Source organism: Bacteroides zhangwenhongii, from assembly GCF_009193325.2.
GTDB classification, from domain to species: Bacteria; Bacteroidota; Bacteroidia; order Bacteroidales; family Bacteroidaceae; genus Bacteroides; species Bacteroides zhangwenhongii.
The window spans coordinates 2034505-2057709 of sequence record NZ_CP059856.1; the positions used below are offsets into that span (position 1 = coordinate 2034505).

Consider the following 23205-nt stretch of genomic DNA (forward strand, 5'->3'; position numbering starts at 1 on the left):
ATGCCTCATATACTAACTAAACTAACTAACCCTCGAGGCATATTTTAAAAGAGGCCGTCGCATCAACCTCTTTTTATTATAGATAAGCTCTCGCTCTCTAATCTTATTTACGAGCTTCGGCGATATAACCGAGAGCTTCTTCACATTTGGCAGTTACATAAGCCCAGTCTTCCGCTGCCACCTTATCTTTCGGGAACAGTTTAGAGCCCATACCTACACAGAACACACCGGCTTTGATCCATGCAGTCAGGTTTTCCTTAGTAGGTTCTACCCCACCTGTTACCATCAGCTTAGACCATGGCATCGGAGCCATCAAGCCTTTTACAAAGTTAGTTCCATAAACATCACCCGGGAATACTTTGCAAAGATCGCAACCTACTTCCTGTGCAAAACCAACTTCCGATACAGAACCGCATCCCGGAGTGTAAGCAACCGAACGACGGTTACATACCTTAGCTATTTCAGGGTTGAACAACGGACCTACTACGAAGTTAGCACCCAGCTGCAAGTACATAGCAGCAGTAGCCGGATCAACGATAGAACCGATACCAATTGCCATTTCAGGACATTCTTTTGCTGCGAACTTAACGATTTCAGCAAATACTTCCTGTGCAAAGTCACCACGGTTAGTGAATTCGAAAGCACGAACACCACCGTCATAACAAGCCTTTACTACTTTTTTTGCAACTTCCACATCTTTGTGGTAGAATACAGGAACCATTCCTGTAGAGCCGATCTTATTTAATACGGCTATTTTATCGAATTTTGCCATTTTAATTTTCTTATTTTAAATGAATTGATTTTTCAAACTCTCAACTCTCCATTCTCAACTCTCAACTTATTTATCTCTGTACGCGACCGCTTGCGTCACCACCAGCCAATGCTTCTACTTCTTCTACAGAAACAAGGTTGAAGTCACCATTGATAGTATGTTTCAAAGCAGATGCAGCAACTGCAAATTCAAGGGCAGCACCCTGATTAGGTTTAGTCATCAAACCATGAATAATACCACCGGAGAAAGAGTCACCACCACCTACACGGTCGATGATCGGATCGATATCATAACGTTTTGAAGTATAGAATTCTTCACCGTTGTAGATCATAGCTTTCCAGCCGTTGTGAGTAGCAGAGAAAGATTCGCGCAAAGTAGAAACTACATATTTGAATCCGAATTCTTTCATCATTTGCTGGAAGATACCTTTGTAACCTTCAGCATCTGTGTGACCAGCTTCAACGTCAGCATCCGGTTTGAAGCCCAGACAAAGTTCTGCATCTTCTTCGTTACCGATACATACGTCTACAAACTGCATCAACGGTTTCATGATAGACTGTGCTTTTTCTTTAGTCCACAGTTTCTTACGGAAATTCAAGTCAACAGAAACAGTTACACCGTGACGTTTTGCAGCTTCACAAGCCAGACGAGTCAACTCGGCAGCCTTGTCAGAAATAGCCGGAGTGATACCAGACCAGTGGAACCAGTCAGCACCTTCCATGATTGCATCAAAGTCGAAATCAGCAGCGTCAGCTTCAGCAATAGCAGAGTGAGCACGGTCATAAATAACCTTGCTAGGACGCATAGAAGCACCTGTTTCCAAGTAGTAGATACCTACACGGTCGCCACCACGAGCAATAAAGTCTGTCTTTACGCCATATTTACGCAATGCGTTAACAGCAGACTGTCCAATTTCGTGTTTCGGTAATTTGGTTACGAAATAAGCGTCATGTCCGTAGTTGGCACAGCTTACTGCAACGTTAGCTTCACCACCACCATATACTACATCAAAAGAATCAGATTGAACAAAACGAGTATTACCCGGAGTTGATAATCTAAGCATGATTTCGCCTAATGTAACGACTTTCTTTCCCATAATCTTATGTTTTAAATTCTAAGTTATTAATATTATGAACTTTCAATTTATCATTTTACGCCTATTTCTAGGAGTAACACACTGATTATTTGCCTGTTAATCTATTATAAGGTCAACATCACATATCTTTCGTGTGCGGGCACAAAGATACAACAATTTTCGTAATTACAAAAATTGTTATATATTTGTATCGAAAATATTAAGATTATTATTGTGTGCGAGCACAAATACCTATATAAATTGAGGTTAATACCTATATAAATTAAGGTTATCGTATGAATAAATTGCCCGAAAGGATCAGAATCAAAGACATCGCCCGTTTGGCAGATGTATCGGTGGGAACAGTAGACCGTGTCATTCACGGGCGTAGCGGAGTGTCGGAAGCAAGCAAAAAACGTGTAGAAGAAATCTTGAAGCAGCTTGATTACCAACCCAATATGTATGCCAGCGCTCTTGCGTCCAATAAAAAATATACGTTTATCTGTCTTTTGCCGGAGCATTTGGAAGGTGACTATTGGACAGCCGTAGAGCTGGGTATCCATGAAGCCATTGCTACTTATTCGGATTTTAATACCTCGGTAAAAATCAACTATTACGATCCATACGACTATCATTCTTTTGTCAACGCCAGCGAAGCGATCCTGGCACTTCAACCGGACGGGGTCATGATGGCTCCCACTGCCCCTCAGTACACCAAAGGGTTCACCGACCGGTTGCAGGCGTCAGATATACCTTATATATATATAGACTCAAATATCAAGAATGTTCCTCCCCTCGCCTTCTTCGGTCAGAACTCACGTCAAAGCGGATATTTTGCCGCACGGATGATGATGTTGCTGGCACGCGTTGAGAAAGAAATCGTTATTTTCCGCAAAATACATGAAGGAATTGTGGGTTCCAACCAACAAGAGAACAGAGAAATCGGTTTTAGACAGTACATGGAAGAACATCATCCGTCTTGTAATATATTGGAGCTCGACTTGCACGCCGAACGCAATGACGAAGACAATGAAATGCTGGATGAATTTTTCCGTTCCCACCCGACTATTAAGAACGGAATCACCTTCAATTCCAAAGTCTACATCATCGGCGAATACCTGCAAAGTCACGGAAAGAAAGATTTCAACCTGATAGGCTATGACCTTTTGGAGCGGAATGTCGCCTGTCTGAAAGAAGGAAGTGTTTTTTTCCTTATCGCCCAACAACCGGAGCTGCAAGGCGCCAATGGAATTAAAGCCCTTTGCGATCACCTTATTTTCAAAAAAGAAGTGACCTGCATTAATTATATGCCCATTGACCTGCTGACGGTAGAAACAATAGATTATTATCATAACAAATAAAAGAGATACAACTTTACAAGTACATTACATGGAAACAAAGTATTTAAAAATCAATCCTGCCGACAACGTTGCCGTTGCCATTGTTAACCTCCCGGCAGGAGAGCATCTTTCTGTAGATGGCATTGAGATTACATTGAACGAAGACATTCCCGCCGGACACAAATTCGCATTGAAGAATTTCGTTGAAGGTGAAAATGTAATCAAGTACGGTTATCCTATCGGCCATGCCTTAATGGCTAAGCAGCAAGGAGACTGGATGAACGAAACGAACATCAAGACCAATCTTGCCGGATTGCTGGACTACACATACAACCCGATTCAGGTTTCTTTGGATATCGCACACAAAGATCTTACTTTCAAAGGTTACCGTCGCAAAAATGGTGACGTAGGTATAAGAAATGAGATTTGGATCATTCCGACCGTAGGTTGTGTAAATGGCATTATAGGTCAATTGGCTGAAGGATTACGTCGTGAGACTGAAGGCAAAGGCGTGGACGCTATTGTCGCTTTCCCACACAATTACGGTTGTTCGCAACTTGGCGACGACCATGAGAATACAAAGAAGATTCTTCGTGACATGGTACTCCATCCCAATGCAGGTGCTGTGCTGGTAGTAGGTTTGGGATGCGAGAATAATCAGCCGGATGTATTCCGTGAGTTTTTAGGTGAATATAATGAAGACCGTGTCAAATTCATGATTACTCAAAAGGTAGGTGATGAATATGAAGAAGGAATGGAAATCCTGCGTGATCTGTACGCTAAAGCTTCTAAAGATGAACGTACTGATGTGCCTTTGTCCGAACTTCGTGTCGGATTGAAATGCGGTGGTTCCGATGGTTTCTCCGGCATTACTGCCAACCCACTATTGGGTATGTTCTCCGATTTTCTGATTGCACAGGGAGGTACAAGCGTATTGACAGAGGTTCCGGAAATGTTCGGTGCGGAAACAATTTTGATGAACCGCTGTGAAAACAAAGATTTGTTTGAACAGACAGTACATCTGATTAATGACTTCAAAGAATACTTCCTGTCACACGGAGAACCTGTCGGTGAAAATCCTTCTCCGGGTAACAAAGCTGGTGGTATCTCCACTCTGGAAGAAAAGGCATTGGGATGTACACAAAAATGCGGAAAGAGTTATGTATCCGGTGTGCTGCCTTATGGCGAACGATTACAGAAAAAAGGACTCAACCTGCTTTCTGCTCCGGGCAATGACTTGGTTGCGGCTACTACTCTTGCAGCAAGTGGATGTCATATGGTGCTTTTCACCACCGGACGCGGTACTCCTTTCGGTACTTTCGTTCCGACTATGAAGATTTCGACCAATTCTACTTTAGCCAAAAACAAACCGGGATGGATTGACTTTAATGCCGGTGTGATTGTAGAAAACGAACCAATGGAAAAGACTTGCGAACGCTTCATTGATTATGTTATCAAAGTAGCAAGCGGTGAGTTTGTTAATAACGAAAAGAAAGGTTATCGCGAGATTGCAATCTTCAAAACAGGTGTAACTTTGTAAACAGTCCTTAGCCAATACAACAATTTATACCGAAGACAAAGATACATAGATAAAAATAATAGAGTTGCTACCCTCTACTCAACGATAAGTTGAACAGGCTAGCAACTCTTTTTATATCCTCTCATATCAAAGCCTCATCCTATCACTCAATCACTTATGATCGAAATATTCCGGCAGAAAGTTTGTTAATCTTAAATCTTTTCCTTTACTTTGCACTACAAAGTTCTTTTTATATGAATAAAGATAAAGCATTAGAATCAGTTTTTGAGATAAAAGAATTGATGGAAAAGTCCTCAAAATTTATCTCTGTCAGCGGCCTCGCTGCAATCCTTGCAGGTATTTACGCATTGGCTGGTGCGTATATCGCGACACAAGTTATCACATCGGATATGTATCTATCCGACACTCTGAAATTAATGGCAATAATAGCCATGTCCGTATTGGCAGCGGCAGCCGTCACAGCCGGTATCCTATCCTATTGCAAATCCCAAAAGACGGGACAGAAATTCTTTAGCCGACTTACTTATCGGGCATTGTGGAACTTTTCTCTTCCAATGCTGACCGGAGGTGTTGTATGTATTTCTATCCTAATGCACGAATATTACGACATTCTGGCAACCATTATGCTTTTATTCTATGGACTGGCATTGGTCAATGTATCCAAGTTCACCTATTCCAGCGTAGTATGGTTAGGATATGCTTTCATTTGTCTGGGCGTCGTAGATTGTTTTTGGGAAGGTCATTCACTACTGTTCTGGACCATCGGTTTCGGCGGTTTCCATATTCTTTATGGCATATTGTTCTATTTACACTACGAAAGAAAGAGATCATAAATGATAGAAGCATTCCAATATATTAATAAAGCATTCGAAAGCAAGGTCCGGCTCGGTATCATGGCTATTCTGATGGTAAATGAGGAAGCCGACTTCAATTTTCTGAAAGAGCAGCTCTCTCTGACAGACGGCAATCTTGCCAGCCATACCCGTGCCCTGGAAGAACTGGGATATATCGTATGCAACAAAAGTTTTGTCGGACGAAAGCCACGAACTGTTTTTCAAGCAACCCCGCAAGGCAGAGAAGCTTTCAAATCTCATATTGAAGCCTTAGAGAAATTTCTAAAATCAAAATAAATAATTCATCAAAACACTACTGGCTTATGGACGGTTTCAATGAAAATTCAAATGAGCAACAGGCGCAGCAACCTATGGGATGTCTCCACCGTTTCTCCAAAACAATCAAGGTTGTCATCATCGGGTTATTAATTCTTCTCTTGATGATACCGATGTTCATGATTGAAAATCTTATTTCCGAACGGGGACGAACCCAGGAAGAAGCTATTGACGAGGTAAGTGAAAAATGGAGTCTGGCACAGACCATCACGGGCCCCTACCTAAATCTCCAGTATCCGGTCGTCATTGAAAATAACGGCGAGAAGAAGGTTTCTACCAAAGACCTGATACTTTTTCCCGATGAGCTTATGGTCAGCGGGAAACTAAAGACTGAAATTCTGAAAAGAAGTATCTACGAGGTCAATGTATATCAATCGGAACTGACATTGAAAGGATCATTCAGTTCGGAAGAATTGAAAAAGAGCAGAATAGATATGGAACAGTTGCAGTTTGACAGGGCGGCTATTTGCCTGAACCTGACCGATATGCGGGGTATCAGCGAACAAATCAGCATCACTTTGGGAGATTCTGTTTATATATTCGAACCGGGTATGGACAACAGAGGAATAGATAACACCGGAGTTCATGCGATCGCAAACTTATCGGAGTTGAAACAGAATAAAAAACTACCTTATGAAATAAAAATCAAACTGAAAGGTTCGCAGTCACTCAACTTTATTCCATTGGGCAAAACAACCCGTGTAGATCTGAAAGCCAACTGGAATACACCTAGCTTTACCGGTAACTATCTGCCCAATAACCGCAACATTACAGAGAAAGAATTCTCTGCACAATGGCAGGTTTTAAATTTGAACCGGAATTACTCACAGGTGATGGTTGATTACAATAACTCGAACATCAAGGACATTGAGAACTCCAGTTTCGGCGTTAACTTCAAAATCCCGGTGGAACAGTACCAACAGTCCATGCGTTCTGCAAAATATGCAATCCTGATTATCTTACTGACTTTCGGAGTGATTTTCTTCACCGAAATTATGAATAAGACCCGTATTCATGCCTTGCAGTATTTATTGGTAGGACTGGCACTCTGTCTATTCTACAGTTTGCTCCTCTCCTTCTCCGAACACATCGGATTCAACCCTGCCTATTTATTATCTTCGGCACTGACCATTGCACTGGTAGGCGGATATATGTTCGGAATCACCAAAAAAAAGAAACCGTCATTAATCATGTCCGGATTGTTGGGTATACTCTATATTTATATATTTGTCCTTATCCAACTAGAGACTTTCGCATTATTGGCAGGCAGCTTAGGACTGTTTATTATACTGGCAATAGTGATGTATTTCTCAAAGAAAATAGACTGGTTCAATGAATAACCTGCTTTTCTTCTGAAACACTTGACAAACGGCTTTTTATTTCGTATCTTTGAGAAAACAAAATCTATAAATGGTATGAATATAATAAGAAAAATAGATACATAAAAAGCTTTTAAACTGATCTAATTTAGGATTAGCGAAGATATATCACAGGGCAATGATTTAGCGATCATTGCCCTGTTTTGTTTATATTTATACACATTTCTTTTTCTGTGATCTCTAAAAACGCTCAAAATAGTTTTTAATAAACTCTGATACCGTTTATAATAAACTATCCAAAAGTTTATTATAAACCAAAATTGCGTTTATTAAGAATGTCTTCTTCGAATGTAAAAATAGAGAAACTCACTTTCACCCAATAAAAGGATATAATAAACCGTTCATTCATACAGTAACATAAACGAACAAAATTCTTTATTCCATCCGAATGATTAAATATCCAACACTACACGCTAAAAAGTTTTCTTCAGATAAATCATATCCACCAGTTGCTCGCCATCCTCATAGATCGGATGGTCATAGTTGTCAGTAAAGAAATTCTTTATCCGATGAGAAAACGTGAAACCACAGTGTTCATAGAAAGATCTGGAAGAAGGTACATCGCCTGTACCCACTAACATTTCAGAACACTTTCCCTGATAATATTCAAATAAAAATTCGATTAAACGTTTTCCGTACCCCTGCCGTTGAAAGAAAGGAACGGTAGCAATATTCTTGATTTCATAAATACCTTCCCCCTCACGAGTCACTACACAAAGAGCTTTCAATCCGTTATCATAAAGAACGAACATATCGCCGCGCTCCAAATACCGGTCAATCATACTTTCCTGCTCATCAGCCAAGAGTAATAATTCGATGAATTCTTTTTTATCCGAAGTTACTAGCTTTACTCCCATCTTTTTAATTATTGAATTCTACCTGATTTATTTCTGCCATTGCCAATTCATTCATGTTGCTGATTTATTCGCCTATGTTCCAAAACGGTATCCATATTCTCCAATGCCCATCCTACCAGTCCTTCAATATGAGGAATCAAAGTGCCACCCGTATCTGTCAGGCAATACTCCACACGGGGAGGTACTTCGGCATACACTTTCCGCTCCACCAATCCGTCTGATTCTAAAGTACGTAACGTAACGGTCAACATTCTTTGAGAAACATCTTCTATCGTTTTATGAATATCACTAAAACGCATCGTGCCATTGGCATTCAACGTAATAAGCACCAGCATCGACCACTTGTCTCCCAAGCGGCTTAGCACATCTCTTATCGGACAATTTCCTGTCGGATGAAAGTTTTTCATTCTTTAACGTTTTGTATTTTATTGAAATTCAGCAATAGTTACCTTTATGTAACTTCCTTATTTTCAAGTACGTTCTTGCATTTCTCAAACAAGAAAGATACATTTGCATCACAAAAGTAATAAACTTACTAATAATAACTATTGTTTCATTTAAATAATTATGATTATGGCAAAGAAAGTTGCAGTTTTAGCAGTGAATCCGGTAAATGGTTGTGGACTATTCCAATATTTGGAAGCATTTTTCGAAAATGGCATTTCATATAAAGTATTTGCCGTATCGGATACGAAGGATATTAAAACAAATTCGGGAATCAGCCTGACAGTAGATGACGTGATCGCCAATTTGAAGGGACACGAAGATGAATTCGACGCACTCGTTTTCTCATGTGGCGATGCAGTGCCTGTATTTCAGCAGAATGCTGATAAGCCCTACAATGTAGATTTAATGCAAGTCATTAAAACTTTCGGAGATAAGGGAAAAATGATGATCGGACATTGTGCCGGCGCAATGATGTTTGACTTTACAGGAATTACCAAAGACAAGAAAGTAGCAGTTCACCCATTAGCCAAACCAGCCATTCAAAACGGAACAGCTACTGATGAGAAATCAGAGATAGATGGTAACTTTTTCACTGCTCAAGATGAAAATACCATTTGGACAATGATGCCGCAAGTTATCGAAGCATTAAAATAGACATTAATCAAGTCCCGTATCACTTAAAGCAAGTTTAACATAAAAAAGAGCCAGAGAATTCATATAATATAAGTATTCCGGCAAATTAAATCATGGAAATAGTTTTTCAATCCGTTTTTTCATTACCTTTGTAACTGTAAAGGAAACAACCAATTAAAATATCACGGACAAACATTTCCCATGAATATAAAAAAATGCTTATGGCTCTTTTTTTTATGTTTCTTATCTGCGCCATCCATCCAAGCACAAAGAAACTATATAGATATTCCGAATTATATTCTATGTATTAACTCTTATGCCGAATCAACGCCATGGAGTACCCGAATGATTTCGACTATATCAGAATACGTACAAAAAGACCCCCAACTGGCTTTATATGCCGAACACATGAACACATTCATGATTGACAATGATTCCATTCTGAAGGAATTCAAAAATATGCTGTCTCAGAAGTATACGCAACCACATCCTCGCTTATTGGTATTGTTAGGAAGTCCTGCATTCACATTACGAGACGAATACAGAAAATTATGGGGCGATATACCCATAATCCTCTGTTCTGAGGAGGCATTTCAAGGTCCTCACGAAGCTTATCTACAAAAACAAGCAATCAAATCGGAAGACCGTACTCCGATCGCTCAGTTTGCAGAACCGTACAATATGGTTTTCCTATATTCAAACCTCTATCTCCGTGAAAATGTACAACTAATCAATCACATTAAATCCAATATTAAAAAGTTTATATTTATCGGTGATGAGCGAGAAATCAATTTAAGTGCAAGCTTAGATATTCAAAACGAGTTAAAAACGAAATATCCGAAGATAGAATATCAGTTTCTAACACCGCAAAAGATGACTACCAATCAATTGCTAGACTCATTGTATCGTGTTGACCCGCAAACAACAGGCATTTTATTTGCATCTTGGTTTTACAAAACAACTTTTGCCGGAAACACTTCGCTAATGTCTAATGACCACAAGCTTATCGTAACAACTCCTGCCCCAATCTTTACTCTTAACATGACAGACATTACCGAAGAAAACGGCGGTATGATAGGAGGCTACACATACAACCAAAAAAGATACAGTCAAGAATTAGTCCGCACTATCTCCGACATACTTCAAGGTAAGCAAGCCCGAGACTTACCTTTCTATATGCCGTCGGACGGTGCACCGATCATCAATTATACCACATTATTCCGCAAAGGGCTCTCCCCTTCCATGTGTCCCGCGGATACACTTTTCCTACACAAACCGCTTTCGTTTTGGGAACTAAACAAATACTTCATTATAGGTTCTTTATCTTTTATTTTTCTGCTTGCACTATTTTTCTTTTACCGCATTCACAACTTGAATATCATAAAAAAAATGCAACAGAAAGAAATAGACGCCATGACGAATTACAAAAATCTGGTGAACAATATGCCAATTCTCTATATGCAGGAAGAATTAATCACCGATGAGAAAGGTATGCCCGTGGAGTTGATTTATCGAAAAGTAAATGCCCAATTCGAGAAATACTTCCTATACAAAGAAGACGTAATAGGTAAAAAGGCAAGTGAGATTTTTCCGGAATCCATGCCGGAGTTCCTGCACTTTATAAAGAAGGCACTTGATGAGAACAAGGCAATAACATTCCCCTATTATTTCAAAAAAATCAATACATTCTATGATGTAATACTCAAAGGAACACAGCACAGCAATATTATTGATGTATTCTGTCTGGACAGCACAGAACTGCACAAGGCACAACAAAAATTAAGTACAATCAACAACAAGCTTTCCATGTCACTCGAAGTGGCTAATATCGTGCCATGGAAATGGGATTTACAAAGCCACACTATTTTATGCGATATAAACAAACCGATAGAGCTTAGCGCGTCCGGGAAAGATGTAGCTGAAGAACAATTGGCAGTACCCGACAATCAATATTTCGCCAAAATATTCAAAGAAGACCGTACACGGGTAGAGCAGGCTTACAAAGATTTGATAGAAGGCCGTTCGGACAAAGTAAAAGAAGAATATCGTATCGTCAACCCTCACAAAGGCCTTCACAGAATAGATTGGGTAGAAGCTCAGGCGGCAGTTGAGACTAGAGATGAGAATGGCACTCCATTGACCTTAGTAGGTTCTTCATTAGTCATCACCGAACGAAAAAAAATGGAACAGGAATTGGTTAATGCAAAAAACCGTGCCGAAGAATCAAATCGTCTGAAGTCCGCTTTTCTGGCAAACATGAGTCATGAGATACGTACTCCACTCAATGCTATTGTCGGCTTTTCCGGCATATTGGCTTCTACCGAGGAGGAAGAGGAAAAACAAGAATACGTAAGTATCATTGAGAATAATAACACCCTGTTATTACAACTTATAAGTGATATTTTGGACTTATCGAAAATAGAAGCCGGGACATTGGACTTTAATTATTCCAATGTAGAGATTAACGATTTAATGAGTGATTTAGAAAACAGCTGCCAACTGAAACTAAAATCGGACAAGGTAAAACTGGAGTTCATCGCTCCCGAACAACCTTGCTGCGCACATATAGAGAAAAACAGATTATCCCAATTGATTATCAATCTTGTAACAAATGCAATCAAATTCACAACTGAAGGCAGCATCCGATTCGGGTACAAACGTCAAAACAATGAATTGTATTTTTATGTCGCTGATACGGGTTGCGGCATTCCCAAAGATAAACAGGACAGTATTTTCGGTCGCTTTGTCAAACTGAATTCATTCGCTCAAGGCACAGGGTTGGGGCTTTCCATTTGCCGGACTCTTGTAGACAATATGGGCGGTAAAATCGGTGTAGAATCAGAGGAAGGAAAAGGTTCTACATTCTGGTTTACATTACCTTATAAAGAAGCAAGCAACATAATAGAAAAAGCTCCCAAAAAAGAAATCCAGACCATTGCGATAGAAAAAGACAAACTGATTATCCTAGTGGCCGAAGATAACGAAAGCAATTATAAACTGTTTGAGTCTATTTTGAAATACGATTACCACTTGATACACGCATGGGATGGACAAGAGGCTGTAAACCTATTCAAGGAGTACAATCCGCAAATCGTATTGATGGATATCAATATGCCGGTCATGGATGGATATGAAGCAACGAAAGAGATCCGCAAATATTCGGCCAAAGTACCTATCATCGCCATTACTGCCTTTGCTTTTGCCTCAGATGAACAGAGGGTAATGGAAAGCGGCTTTGACGGTTATATGCCTAAACCCATCAATGCCAACTTATTGAAGGCGCAGCTAAAAGACATCATGCAGAAACGCATTATCTTACTGTAAGGTAAACTTCTAATAATTCAGCCACATCCTGAAAGAAGCCATCTTATCCTTACTGACAATAATTTTATCTTTGAAGGGAGGCAATACGTGTACGATTGCTTTCCCTAAAAAATAGGATTCAATGCGTTGAATTGCATCAATACAGACAAGAGTCTGACGATTCGTACGAAAAAAAAGGTCGGGATCCAATTGCTCGCACAATCTATCCAAAGCCAAATCAATAAGATACTCCCGGTTCTTGTGCGTCACCGCAAAGGTATACTTATTCTCCGAATAAAAATAAGCAATGTCACTAACCTGCAAAGTCAGAAGTTTCTCTCCACTGGAAATCAGAAACCGCGTACGATACTTTTTATGCGCCGACGATAAAGACTCCTGTGCAACAGAAAGCTGCTGCAAAACTTCCATCATCCGGCTTTCCGAATTGAAATCATGAATATTTTTCTTAGTCAGTCCCTCAAAACGCCGGATAGCCTGCAACAGGCGTTCTTCATGAATTGGTTTTAGAAGATAATCAATGCTGTTGACCGTAAAAGCACGTACGGCATATTCATCATAGGCAGTAGTAAACACAATCATGCTTTCCGGATGGGCTTGTTCAATAAAGAGAAACGAATTGCCATCCGTCAACTGAATATCCAGAAAAAGAATGTCCGGATGGGGATGCTGGGCAAACCACTCTACCGCTTCCTCTATATTACCCGGAAGTAACAGTACGTCCCAATCAGGGCGCAGAGACAATAAAGTGTCGCGAAGCAGACGGGCAGCCGGAATTTCATCCTCTATTATAGCAGCTTTAATCTTATTCATAGAGCAAAGGTATTTTTACAGTAAACTCTTGCGAATCATTTTCTATCACAATATCACGACTGCACAACAATTTGTACCGGGCAGAAAGATTTTTCAATCCCGTACCGAAAGCTGTTGCACTTTTTTTCGCCTGTATCCGGTTTCTAACAACCAGCTCTTTTTCCTTTTCCATATAGACAAGTTCAATCGTCATCGGCTTTCCCATGTGGATAACATTATGTTTTATCACATTTTCAGCGAGCAGCTGTATAGTCAGCGGTGGAAGCTGACATTCCAGGCAAGACTCCGGAATACGATTATCAATATAAATACAATCCCCCAACCGCACCCGATGCAGAAAGACATAAGAATTCAAAAAGTTCAACTCCTCCCGTAAGGTTGTCAGACGTTGGTTTTGGCATTGGAGCGTATAACGGTATACGTCGGAAAGATGTTGGGTGAACAATTCCGCATTAACGGGATTGTAACGAATTTCAGAAATCAATGTATTCAGACTGTTAAACAGAAAATGAGGATTCAACTGATTTTGTAAGGCAGTGTAACGTGCCGTATTGTTTTCTTTTTGCAAGGCAGCCGCTTCCTGTTGCAGTTTCAAGGCATTCCGTATGGAACGATTGGCCAACAGCAAACCTAGAATGACCAGTTCCACCAGCCATACCGTAATCAGAATCCGCCACCCTCCATTGGGAAACATGAACGGATGGGAAGCTCCGGCCAGCAGTTTGGCTGTTACCAGCAAACTGTAATTCAACAGGAAGAACATCCCCATCACAACGACATAGACAGATATCAATTTCCAGCGACGATGCAGATTCAGTGCATACTGATTATCCACCCACGTACTCAACCGCATCGTCGCATACCCCAACACGTTGAATGCCAGCACAAAGAAAGCCAATGTACCGACAGAATGAAGGATGTCGGCAACCTTATCGGGAAAGGCGGCATAATTGATCAGCAACAGAAAAGAGAACACTCCCAATCCTGAAAATAATGCGGTATAGAATAAGGTATTAAACTTCACATTCATTATATTGGCAGTTCTTTTCATACAAAGTTACTGTTTTTTACCGATAATCATAGCCATGAAGAGCTTTTATTAATTCCGAATAATGTCCCTGAGCGGCAGCTTTGGCCTGCACATAGTTTACCTGCGAGGTTTGCCGGTAAGTCTGCGCATCAATTACTTCCACCACAGACACCTTACCCTCATTATAGCGTTCCACAGCTTTCGCTTCATTTTCCTCTGCTTTTGCCAATGAACTTTCACTCAAGCGAACACGCTCGATAGCTTGCGACAAAGCTTTCCGTGCTACACCTATCTCCAGCTCAACCTGATCCATCACCTTATTCAGATTATCTTCTGCCATACCGACACGAAAGGACGACGCACGCTTCTCGCTTTTCCGCTTTCCCCATTCGAAGATAGGGACGGACACTTTAGCATAAACAGCGTAATTGGGGTCTAAATCTTTCTTGAAATTATAACCGGGAGAAGAATAGCTACCATCTATTCCCACATAAAACTGCGGCTTAAACTGTGAATCATTCAGTTTCTTCGTACTCTCCGCTATACGGATCCGGTCATAGGCCATCCGGATTTCAGGACGTTCCGCACCTGTAGACAACCAGACAGAATCTTCAATAACGACCACCGGTATCTGATCATCCAGTTCCGTTGCATTTTCCAATCGAACTCCGATCATAGAGTTCAGTGCCATTCTACCTGTCTCGAAGTTACTTTGCGCCTGTAGCAATTGATACTCCGCTTCATTCAGTTTCACCTCCGCCATTAATAAATCCTGCGGATCTACAAGCCCCACTTCCACCCTTTCTTTGATGGTCTTTACCAAAGCTGCTATCGAATTACGAAAATCTTCGGCAACAGATACAACCTCCTGTCGCGCTACAGCACTCCAATATTGCATATCCGTCTGATAACAGACTGCGTCATTCAATACCTTCGCCTGATTGCTTGCCAATGATTGTTGATGTTTCGCCATACGGATAGATTCCAATACACGTCCGCCCGTATAAATCGGTTGCAAGAGAGAAAGAGAGCCTCCATAATTCAATTGCTTTCCTTCCACCGTCTTCGACAATCCGATAGAAGGGACATCCAAAGTCAACTCCAACGGATTGCCTGTATATTGAAAGTTCGCAGCTCCCGAAAGCTTGGGTTTCAAATCCGCTTTTGCCGATTTCTCTATCTCCACACTGGCGGCGATATTCTTCTCAGCCGCTTTCAAATCATGATTATAATCCAATGCCATCATCCGGTATTTCTCCAACAAGGGACTTTGTTGCGCCATAAGAGGTACAGACAGAAAAGCGCAACAGCAGAATAACGGATAAAATATTCTCTTTTTCATTTTTATTTTCCTTTTACTTTGTAGAACATAGCATACAATGCAGGGGTGACAAGCAAGGTCAGTCCCGTAGCAAATGTAAGTCCGAAGATAATAGTGGCAGCCATACCGCCGAATGCGACATCAAACAACAGCGGTACCATACCAAAAATCGTCGTCGTAGCCGCCATCAATACCGGACGGGTTCGGGAAACCGTAGCCTCAACAATAGAAGTATATAGATCAATACCACTCCGATGTTGCACATTTATTTCGTCAATCAGTACAATCACATTCTTTATAATCATTCCGAGAAGTCCCAGCCAACCGGCTATCGGAAAGAAACCGAAGTCAAATCCCGTCAGCAACATCCCCACAGCAATACCAATGAGCGACAGCGGCAAGATGCAGATGATAATAATCGGTTCGCGGAAATTGCCGAACAAAGCAACCAGAATAAGCACCAGCGCAAGGAATGCCAACGGGAAATACTTAGCAATGGCCTGCATCGCTTCTCCCTGATCCTTATATTGCGCATCCCAGAAGAAAGTATATCCCTCAGGGAGTTGCATTTTCTCAATCTCTTCCCTAATTTCTCCGTGTACTTCCGCCATTGTATGTCCCGGCTTCACGCCACACATGGCAGCCATCGAAAGCTGACGGTTGTAAGTCCGTATCTGTGGAAATTCCCAAGTCGTTTCTATACGTTCCGTCACTTGTGAAAGCGGAGCCGACCTTTCACCGTTCCAGATAGAGAAGTCGCCTAAGGAATGTACATCGGTGATGTTCACATTACCCGATTTCAAAAGTACGGGAACTTTCTTCTCATCATCCCGGTAAATGCCTACAGGCAAGCCGTCATTAATAGATTTCACTGACTCCATCATAGCCGCTTTCGTAATCCCCAAAGCTCCGGCTTTCACCGGATCATAAACCGGACGGATAACCATTGCCATATTTCCCCACTCATTTCGCGCATCCGCTACTTTAGGATTCCGTCGCATCACCTCTATCGCCTGACCTACCAACGAATCGAGTACGGCCGGGTCTGGTCCGAGAAAACGAGCTTCAATAACCGCTTCCGTCAATGGACTCAATTCAAAATTATTCACTTTAATCAGAGGTTCGGGATACTTGATCGAAATTGAATCTTGTAAGCGTGCGTGTAATTGACGGGAAAGTTTCGAAGTCTTGCACTTCACCAATATCTGCGCATAATTGGATTGAGGTCCGAAAGCCACATTAGACAAGTAATAACGCGGAGGTGTCCTCCCTATATAAGTAGATACCATTTCCGCTTCTTCTTGTCCGCTAATAAAGTCCGCCATCTCTGTCGCCATTTTATCCGTTTCTTCTATCTGTGTCCCTTCGGGCAACCACATATCAAGCGTGAAATATTGTTTATCCAATGCCGGCACAAATACTTTCGGGATAAATTTAAAACTCCAGGCGGACAACACCAACAATATAACCATACATCCTACAGTAGCATACCTGTGATGAATTACCCATCCCAAAGAAGAGCGGAACTTATCGTAATATTTACCTGAAAAAAGTGCCGTCTTTAGTTCGTCGGGCCTTGGCCGACGGACAAACTCCTGAATAAAGAAAGGTGTTTGTGTCAGCGCAAAGACCCAACTGAACATCAGCGAAACGCCGATAACTACAACTAAGGATGACAATAACTCGCCGGTAATATGCGGCGAATAATATATTGGTAAAAAAGTCAGAATCGCAATCACAGTAGCTGCCAGTAGCGGCAATGCAGTCGAAGAACAAGCTCTCAATATAGCTATCCGTTTACGCATTCCACGCTGCATATTGACCAACGCCGAATCGGAAACTACGATAGCATTGTCCACCAACATTCCCATAGCAATGATGATAGCCGCCAATGACATACGCTGCAAAGCTATTCCTTGCATCAGCATGACTATCAATGTGGCAAAGATAGAAAACACTAATCCGCTACCAATCAGAATACCGTTTTTGACCCCTATAAAGAACAACAGGATAGCAACGACCGTCACGACGGAAACAATCAGATTCAAGATAAATCCCTTATTCGCTACAGCGGATTCATATCCTTGATCATAAATTGGCTGCAACTCAAAACCTTCGGACATTGTCTCCGAAAATTGTTCTATCTCCACTTTGACCGCATCTGCCATATCGACTACATTGCCTGTGGGTACAGTGGAAATAGCAATTCCTATCGCCGGTTTTCCGTCAATCCGCATTTTATTGCTAGGCGGAGTCTGATAACTTTCTTTTATTTCAGCAATATCCGCCAATCGGAAATGTTCTCCTGTACGGGATACAATAGTTAAATTCCGAATATCATCCAACGAATAGAAGTTTCCGGTAGACTCGATACGTATTCTGTTGACTTCCGTGTCAATACCTCCGGCATCCACCACCCGGTTCTGAGCCTCAAAGGCACGGGAAATATCAGCCGTAGTAATACCACTTCTCGCCATGACGGAGGGACTGAGGACTACATCAATCGTAGGAGATTGCACGCCATAGATTTCCACTTTTGCAACGTCTTTCACCTTCAGCACCTCATTTTTAATCAGTTTCGCCTGATCTTCGAGTTCCCGATATGAGTATCCTTCTCCGGTCAGCCCGTAAAAGACTCCCAGCACATCGCCAAAATCATCGTTTACCACCGACGGACCTGCACCGGCAGGCAATTTAGATTGTACATCATTGACTTTTCGACGCAGTTTGTCCCAAAGCTGTTGCATCTCGTCCGCACGGATTTCTTTCTTTACATAGACTGTTATTTTAGAAAGTCCCGCACGATTTTCAGTTTTAAGATAATACAGTTCCCCCAACGACTGTATAGATTCCTCCAATACATCCGTCACCTGTGATTGAACTTCGGAAGGCGAAGCCCCCGGATAAGGAGTCAGCACCAATGCTTGTTTGATAGTAAACGGAGCATCTTCCAGCTTTCCCATCTTAACATAGGAGAACAGTCCACCACCCAATACCAGTAGCAATAGCAGAATAGTCACCGACTTCTTCTGCAAGAAATATTTAACGAGTTTCATACTTTCCTCTTACTTTTGAGCAGTTACCGGCATTTCCCGGTTCATTATTTCTACCGGAGTCCCTTCCGACAGGAAACGCAGTTTGCTGACAGCCACCGTTTCTCCCGCCTGTAATCCACCTTTTACTTCGACTTTTCCATTCGGGAGTAACGCACCCAATATCACCTTCTTCTTTGATACTTTTCTCGTAGCATTGTCCACTGTCCAGACATAATCCCCTTCAGTAGGCCGGTGACTAAGGGCAGTTTGAGGTACAGTCACCATTGCGACAGATGAAGAAGCCGGAAAGTCCAACAACATCTTTCCCGAAATACCGGCAGGCCATTTTCCCTGTTTATTCGGTAGCAATGCCGTCAGCAAGAAAGACAGATTATTCCGGGTAGTGCTTTTGGAAACCTCCACTACTTTTGCCGGATATACTTCCTCTGTACAGACATCAAAACGGACACCCACTTCCTTTATTTTTTCTGCCTGAAGCGCTATGTCCTGTGTGACATAGGCTTCTATTTTCAGTTGGGTAATATCAATAAAAGACACCACCGGCTGAGTAGCTTTTACATCCTGAAACTTCTCGATATAGACTTCTCCTACATATCCGTCGAAAGGAGCAATCAACCGGGTATCGTCCAATTCATTCGTCGCCGTCTCAAAAGCTGTCTTGGCTGAAGTGTAGTCAGCACGCGCTTTTTCATAAGCACTGGCCGATAGGTTATCTTTTTCGTACAGCACCTTTACCCGTTCAAACTCTGCTTTCGCCTGATTGTAAACAGCTTCCGCGCGTTCTTTTCGGATACGGAAATCACGGGAATCTATTTCTGCAATGATATCTCCACGATGATAAAAATTTCCGGCATATACTTCAAAACGGTCAATCGGTCCGCCAACTCTGAAAGAAAGCTCCGTCTCTTTAAAAGGTTTTGAGATAAACGGGAACTCGCGTTCCGAAGAAGGAACCAAAGTTTCCGCCTCTGCCACTTTCACCCGTATCGGTTCATCCGCCTTTTGTTCTCCTCTTCCACAGGAAGCAAACAGGCAAAGGCAAAAAATACATAATGAGAATCTAGTCGTTGTCATTCTGTTCTAAAAATAAATTATGTTATCAACGACACGAAAATAGACGAAAAAAGAGAAAGCAGCCGTTTTAAAGTTTCCGAGACGGAAAAGACAGGGATGAAACAGAAAAAGAAGAAATGAAATATTGAGCCTTTTATCGTACTTATGTGTTTCATTACTATCTTTGCAGCTCAAATAAATACTGCAATATTAATTTATGACTGAAGAAAAAATACATAAAGACCGGACGGGAAGTTGGTGGGCATTAAGTCCTTTGCTCGTATTCTTATGCCTCTATTTGGTAACATCTATCCTGGTCAACGACTTTTATAAAGTGCCTATTACAGTGGCCTTTCTGGTCTCCTCCTGCTATGCAATCGCTATCACCAAAGGATTGAAGCTCGATCAACGTATTTACCAGTTTTCCGTAGGAGCCGCCAATAAGAATATCCTACTGATGATATGGATATTTATTCTTGCCGGAGCCTTTGCACACAGTGCCAAACAGATGGGAGCGATTGACGCCACCGTCAATCTGACATTACACATACTTCCTGACAACCTGTTGCTAGCCGGTATATTTATTGCAGCTTGTTTTATCTCCCTGTCTATCGGAACCAGCGTGGGTACTATCGTAGCCCTCACCCCTGTAGCTGTAGGGCTGGCAGAAAAAACGGAAATAGCGCTTCCTTTCATGGTAGCAGTGGTAGTCGGCGGCTCTTTCTTCGGAGATAACCTATCATTTATATCCGACACTACTATCGCATCTACGAAAACACAGGAATGCGTCATGCGTGACAAGTTCCGGGTAAACTCCATGATCGTTGTCCCGGCAGCCATCATCGTATTGGGCATTTATATCTTTCAAGGATTATCCATCACCGCTCCCACTCAGATCCAAACGATCGAATGGATAAAAGTGATACCTTATATAATAGTATTAGGAACAGCCGTTGCCGGAATGAATGTGATGCTTGTATTAATTATAGGTATCCTGACAAGTGGCATTATCGGCATTGCCACCGGAAGTTTCGGAATATTCGACTGGTTCGGAGCTATGGGAACAGGAATAACGGGAATGGGAGAATTAATCATCATCACCCTACTGGCAGGAGGAATGTTGGAAACAATCCGCTACAATGGCGGCATTGATTTTATTATCCGGAAACTTACCCGCCACGTCAATGGCAAGCGGGGTGCGGAACTAAGCATTGCCGCTTTGGTAAGTATCGCCAATCTGTGTACCGCCAACAATACTATTGCCATCATAACAACAGGACCGATAGCAAGAGATATCGCCCGGAAATTCCATCTCGACCGGAGGAAAACCGCCAGTATTCTCGACACCTTCTCCTGCCTGATACAGGGCATTATTCCATACGGTGCTCAAATGCTGATTGCTGCAGGACTTGCCAATATTTCCCCTATCAGTATCATCGGTAATCTCTATTATCCTTTCACGATGGGAGCCTGCGCATTGCTAGCCATCCTATTCCGCTACCCTAAACGATATTCGTAAAAAAATAGCGAAATGTTTGTCAATCAAAAGAAAAGCCGTATCTTTGTGCCCGCTATTACGAGATAATGGCATAATTCAAATCAATCATTAAAAACAATTATTAAAAATGGCAACTAGAATCAGATTGCAGAGACACGGACGTAAAAGTTACGCGTTCTATTCAATTGTAATTGCAGACAGCAGAGCACCACGTGATGGTAAATTTATTGAGAAGATTGGTACTTACAACCCTAACACCAATCCTGCTACAGTAGATTTGAATTTCGACGCTGCATTGGCATGGGTACTGAAAGGTGCACAACCAAGCGACACTGTACGTAATATCCTTTCTCGTGAAGGAGTTTACATGAAGAAACATCTTCTGGGCGGTGTAGCGAAAGGCGCATTCGGAGAAGCAGAAGCAGAAGCTAAATTCGAAGCTTGGAAAAACAACAAACAGTCAGGTTTGGCTGCTTTGAAAGCTAAACAAGACGAAGCTAAGAAAGCTGAAGCTAAAGCACGTCTGGAAGCAGAAAAGAAAATCAACGAAGTGAAAGCAAAAGCACTCGCTGAAAAGAAAGCTGCTGAGGCTGCTGAAAAAGCTGCTGCTGAAGCACCCGCAGAAGAAGCTGCAGTTCCGGCTGAAGAAGCTCCTGCAACAGAAGCTGCTGCTGAATAATTTTCAGCAGGTTCCGAATAAGAAATTAGGAAAAAGCAATAAATCCTCTTTGGTTCGCCGAAGGGGATTTTTTTATTTTCTGCTATAAAACATAGTAAATAATTAGTCTCTTTCAAAATAAAATGCCTTTCTTTGCATCAGCATAGTTCAGCACGGTTAACTCTTATAATATTAGCATGAAACGAACTGATAAGAAAGCAACATTCGGACAACAGGCAACTAAGGTCACACAATTGGCAGACACACTTAGTCAGGCTATTTCCAGGAAAGAATTTCTTGAAGGAGACTCTTTGCCTTCTATCAATCAGTTGAGTGCACACTATGGAGTATCGCGTGATACAGTGTTCAAGGCTTTTCTTGATTTACGTGAACGGGGACTGATTGACTCCACTCCCGGAAAAGGTTACTATGTGACCAGCCAGGTGACTAATGTCTTATTGTTACTCGACCAATATACCCCTTTCAAAGAAGCTTTATACAACAGTTTCATCAAACGACTGCCTATTAATTATAAGGTCGACCTGTTGTTTCACCAATACAACGAACGATTGTTCAACACCATCATTCGCGAATCCGTAGGAAAATACAACAAATATATAGTGATGAATTTCGACAACGAGAAATTCAGCACAGCCCTTAACAAAATTAATCCTGCACGACTGCTTCTTCTGGACTTCGGTAAATTCGAGAAAAGCAAGTATTTCTATATCTGTCAGGATTTTGACGAGTCTTTCTATCAGGCATTACTGACGTTGAAAGACAAAATGCACAAATACCGTCAGATCGTATTCCTGTTCTCTAAAGGATTAAAACATCCGCAAAGCAGCAAAGAATATTTTATCCGTTTCTGCGAAGAACAAGGATTCTCATACGAGATACAGGAAGACATTGAAAATCTGGTAGTGCAGAAAGGGGCGGCCTATATAGCCATCAAGCAACAAGACGTTGTAAAGGTGGTCAAACAAGGAAGATTGGAGGGACTGAAATGTGGAAAAGATTTCGGCCTGCTGGCATACAATGATATTCCTTCTTACGAAGTGATTGACGAAGGAATTACCTCATTGACTATTGACTGGGAAATGATGGGGAACGAAGCGGCAAACTTCGTTCTCAATGACGCCTCTGTACAGAAGTACCTCCCTACCGGAGTCAGGCTTCGAAAATCCCTCTAATTTTTTTTGCCGCATATTCAGCACAGTTCAGCACAGAATTCAATTAACCA

Annotated in this window: 19 protein-coding genes; 10 read left to right on the plus strand and 9 right to left on the minus strand. The window is 41.6% G+C overall.

The genetic code is table 11. The features are described 5' to 3' along the window. Window positions 1-103 precede the first annotated feature (103 nt). Window positions 104-772: a bifunctional 4-hydroxy-2-oxoglutarate aldolase/2-dehydro-3-deoxy-phosphogluconate aldolase gene (locus GD630_RS08200; protein WP_007752093.1), complete on the minus strand. Its 669-nt coding sequence runs from the start codon at window positions 770-772 to the stop codon at window positions 104-106. 70 nt (window positions 773-842) lie between these two features. After that, window positions 843-1868, minus strand: a complete 1026-nt coding sequence (locus GD630_RS08205; protein WP_007752090.1) for a sugar kinase — start codon at window positions 1866-1868, stop codon at window positions 843-845. Window positions 1869-2143: 275 nt separating this feature from the next. Here GD630_RS08205 and GD630_RS08210 point away from each other — a divergent pair, with 275 nt between their 5' ends. From GD630_RS08210 to creD, 5 genes are all read left to right on the plus strand, one after another. Beyond that, on the plus strand, window positions 2144-3208 hold the full coding sequence (locus GD630_RS08210; RefSeq protein ID WP_143866926.1) for a LacI family DNA-binding transcriptional regulator: 1065 nt from the start codon (window positions 2144-2146) through the stop codon (window positions 3206-3208). Between the two features lie 28 nt (window positions 3209-3236). Beyond that, on the plus strand, window positions 3237-4727 hold the full coding sequence (locus GD630_RS08215) for a UxaA family hydrolase (RefSeq protein WP_143866928.1): 1491 nt from the start codon (window positions 3237-3239) through the stop codon (window positions 4725-4727). 233 nt (window positions 4728-4960) lie between these two features. Continuing rightward, window positions 4961-5560 carry a hypothetical protein gene (locus GD630_RS08220; protein ID WP_182505737.1) on the plus strand — a complete coding sequence of 200 codons (600 nt, stop codon included), beginning with the start codon at window positions 4961-4963 and terminating at the stop codon, window positions 5558-5560. After that, entirely contained in the window at window positions 5561-5857 is a 297-nt protein-coding gene (locus tag GD630_RS08225) for a winged helix-turn-helix domain-containing protein (RefSeq protein WP_004313179.1), read from the plus strand. A 26-nt stretch (window positions 5858-5883) separates the two neighbouring features. Beyond that, window positions 5884-7236, plus strand: coding sequence for a cell envelope integrity protein CreD (gene creD, locus GD630_RS08230; RefSeq protein ID WP_143866930.1), 1353 nt, complete (start codon window positions 5884-5886; stop codon window positions 7234-7236). Window positions 7237-7688: 452 nt separating this feature from the next. Here the strand turns inward: creD and GD630_RS08235 are convergent, their stop codons facing one another. Both GD630_RS08235 and GD630_RS08240 read right to left on the minus strand, forming a co-directional pair. Continuing rightward, window positions 7689-8132, minus strand: a complete 444-nt coding sequence (locus GD630_RS08235; protein WP_143866932.1) for a GNAT family N-acetyltransferase — start codon at window positions 8130-8132, stop codon at window positions 7689-7691. Window positions 8133-8179: 47 nt separating this feature from the next. Then, window positions 8180-8539, minus strand: coding sequence for a winged helix-turn-helix transcriptional regulator (locus tag GD630_RS08240; protein WP_143866934.1), 360 nt, complete (start codon window positions 8537-8539; stop codon window positions 8180-8182). A gap of 166 nt (window positions 8540-8705) precedes the next feature. Between GD630_RS08240 and GD630_RS08245 the strand changes: the two genes are divergently transcribed. Both GD630_RS08245 and GD630_RS08250 read left to right on the plus strand, forming a co-directional pair. Continuing rightward, complete coding sequence (locus GD630_RS08245) at window positions 8706-9233, plus strand: DJ-1/PfpI family protein (RefSeq protein ID WP_143866936.1); 528 nt, start codon at window positions 8706-8708, stop codon at window positions 9231-9233. Between the two features lie 180 nt (window positions 9234-9413). Further along, complete coding sequence (locus GD630_RS08250) at window positions 9414-12536, plus strand: ATP-binding protein (RefSeq protein ID WP_143866937.1); 3123 nt, start codon at window positions 9414-9416, stop codon at window positions 12534-12536. Window positions 12537-12545: 9 nt separating this feature from the next. On the opposite strand, the gene GD630_RS08255 is transcribed toward GD630_RS08250, so the two are convergent. The 5 genes from GD630_RS08255 to GD630_RS08275 are packed head-to-tail and all read right to left on the minus strand — an operon-like array spanning window position 12546 to window position 19827. Then, the gene (locus tag GD630_RS08255; RefSeq protein WP_143866939.1) at window positions 12546-13346 is read right to left on the minus strand and encodes a LytR/AlgR family response regulator transcription factor; all 801 of its coding nucleotides are present in this window, start codon (window positions 13344-13346) and stop codon (window positions 12546-12548) included. Further along, window positions 13339-14397, minus strand: a complete 1059-nt coding sequence (locus tag GD630_RS08260; protein ID WP_143866942.1) for a sensor histidine kinase — start codon at window positions 14395-14397, stop codon at window positions 13339-13341. Before GD630_RS08260 ends, GD630_RS08255 begins: the two co-directional genes overlap by 8 nt. A gap of 16 nt (window positions 14398-14413) precedes the next feature. Further along, complete coding sequence (locus tag GD630_RS08265) at window positions 14414-15718, minus strand: TolC family protein (protein WP_143866944.1); 1305 nt, start codon at window positions 15716-15718, stop codon at window positions 14414-14416. Window positions 15719-15720: 2 nt separating this feature from the next. Then, the gene (locus GD630_RS08270; protein WP_143866947.1) at window positions 15721-18753 is read right to left on the minus strand and encodes an efflux RND transporter permease subunit; all 3033 of its coding nucleotides are present in this window, start codon (window positions 18751-18753) and stop codon (window positions 15721-15723) included. 9 nt (window positions 18754-18762) lie between these two features. Next, on the minus strand, window positions 18763-19827 hold the full coding sequence (locus GD630_RS08275; RefSeq protein ID WP_143866949.1) for an efflux RND transporter periplasmic adaptor subunit: 1065 nt from the start codon (window positions 19825-19827) through the stop codon (window positions 18763-18765). Between the two features lie 196 nt (window positions 19828-20023). Here GD630_RS08275 and GD630_RS08280 point away from each other — a divergent pair, with 196 nt between their 5' ends. The 3 genes from GD630_RS08280 to GD630_RS08290 all read left to right on the plus strand — a co-directional run bounded on the left by GD630_RS08280 (window position 20024) and on the right by GD630_RS08290 (window position 23155). Next, the gene (locus tag GD630_RS08280) at window positions 20024-21325 is read left to right on the plus strand and encodes a Na+/H+ antiporter NhaC family protein (RefSeq protein ID WP_007761784.1); all 1302 of its coding nucleotides are present in this window, start codon (window positions 20024-20026) and stop codon (window positions 21323-21325) included. 106 nt (window positions 21326-21431) lie between these two features. Then, complete coding sequence (locus GD630_RS08285) at window positions 21432-21983, plus strand: 30S ribosomal protein S16 (protein ID WP_143866951.1); 552 nt, start codon at window positions 21432-21434, stop codon at window positions 21981-21983. Window positions 21984-22159: 176 nt separating this feature from the next. Next, complete coding sequence (locus tag GD630_RS08290; protein WP_143866953.1) at window positions 22160-23155, plus strand: GntR family transcriptional regulator; 996 nt, start codon at window positions 22160-22162, stop codon at window positions 23153-23155. The last annotated feature ends 50 nt before the right edge of the window (window positions 23156-23205 follow it).

What these genes read in the sequence shown, in the direction of transcription:
- GD630_RS08200 (WP_007752093.1), bottom strand. Translation starts at nt 772, where the DNA reads ATGGCAAAATTCGATAAAATAGCCGTATTAAATAAGATCGGCTCTACA.
- GD630_RS08205 (WP_007752090.1), bottom strand. Translation starts at nt 1,868, where the DNA reads ATGGGAAAGAAAGTCGTTACATTAGGCGAAATCATGCTTAGATTATCA.
- GD630_RS08210 (WP_143866926.1), top strand. Translation starts at nt 2,144, where the DNA reads ATGAATAAATTGCCCGAAAGGATCAGAATCAAAGACATCGCCCGTTTG.
- GD630_RS08215 (WP_143866928.1), top strand. Translation starts at nt 3,237, where the DNA reads ATGGAAACAAAGTATTTAAAAATCAATCCTGCCGACAACGTTGCCGTT.
- GD630_RS08220 (WP_182505737.1), top strand. Translation starts at nt 4,961, where the DNA reads ATGAATAAAGATAAAGCATTAGAATCAGTTTTTGAGATAAAAGAATTG.
- GD630_RS08225 (WP_004313179.1), top strand. Translation starts at nt 5,561, where the DNA reads ATGATAGAAGCATTCCAATATATTAATAAAGCATTCGAAAGCAAGGTC.
- creD (WP_143866930.1), top strand. Translation starts at nt 5,884, where the DNA reads ATGGACGGTTTCAATGAAAATTCAAATGAGCAACAGGCGCAGCAACCT.
- GD630_RS08235 (WP_143866932.1), bottom strand. Translation starts at nt 8,132, where the DNA reads ATGGGAGTAAAGCTAGTAACTTCGGATAAAAAAGAATTCATCGAATTA.
- GD630_RS08240 (WP_143866934.1), bottom strand. Translation starts at nt 8,539, where the DNA reads ATGAAAAACTTTCATCCGACAGGAAATTGTCCGATAAGAGATGTGCTA.
- GD630_RS08245 (WP_143866936.1), top strand. Translation starts at nt 8,706, where the DNA reads ATGGCAAAGAAAGTTGCAGTTTTAGCAGTGAATCCGGTAAATGGTTGT.
- GD630_RS08250 (WP_143866937.1), top strand. Translation starts at nt 9,414, where the DNA reads ATGAATATAAAAAAATGCTTATGGCTCTTTTTTTTATGTTTCTTATCT.
- GD630_RS08255 (WP_143866939.1), bottom strand. Translation starts at nt 13,346, where the DNA reads ATGAATAAGATTAAAGCTGCTATAATAGAGGATGAAATTCCGGCTGCC.
- GD630_RS08260 (WP_143866942.1), bottom strand. Translation starts at nt 14,397, where the DNA reads ATGAAAAGAACTGCCAATATAATGAATGTGAAGTTTAATACCTTATTC.
- GD630_RS08265 (WP_143866944.1), bottom strand. Translation starts at nt 15,718, where the DNA reads ATGAAAAAGAGAATATTTTATCCGTTATTCTGCTGTTGCGCTTTTCTG.
- GD630_RS08270 (WP_143866947.1), bottom strand. Translation starts at nt 18,753, where the DNA reads ATGAAACTCGTTAAATATTTCTTGCAGAAGAAGTCGGTGACTATTCTG.
- GD630_RS08275 (WP_143866949.1), bottom strand. Translation starts at nt 19,827, where the DNA reads ATGACAACGACTAGATTCTCATTATGTATTTTTTGCCTTTGCCTGTTT.
- GD630_RS08280 (WP_007761784.1), top strand. Translation starts at nt 20,024, where the DNA reads ATGACTGAAGAAAAAATACATAAAGACCGGACGGGAAGTTGGTGGGCA.
- GD630_RS08285 (WP_143866951.1), top strand. Translation starts at nt 21,432, where the DNA reads ATGGCAACTAGAATCAGATTGCAGAGACACGGACGTAAAAGTTACGCG.
- GD630_RS08290 (WP_143866953.1), top strand. Translation starts at nt 22,160, where the DNA reads ATGAAACGAACTGATAAGAAAGCAACATTCGGACAACAGGCAACTAAG.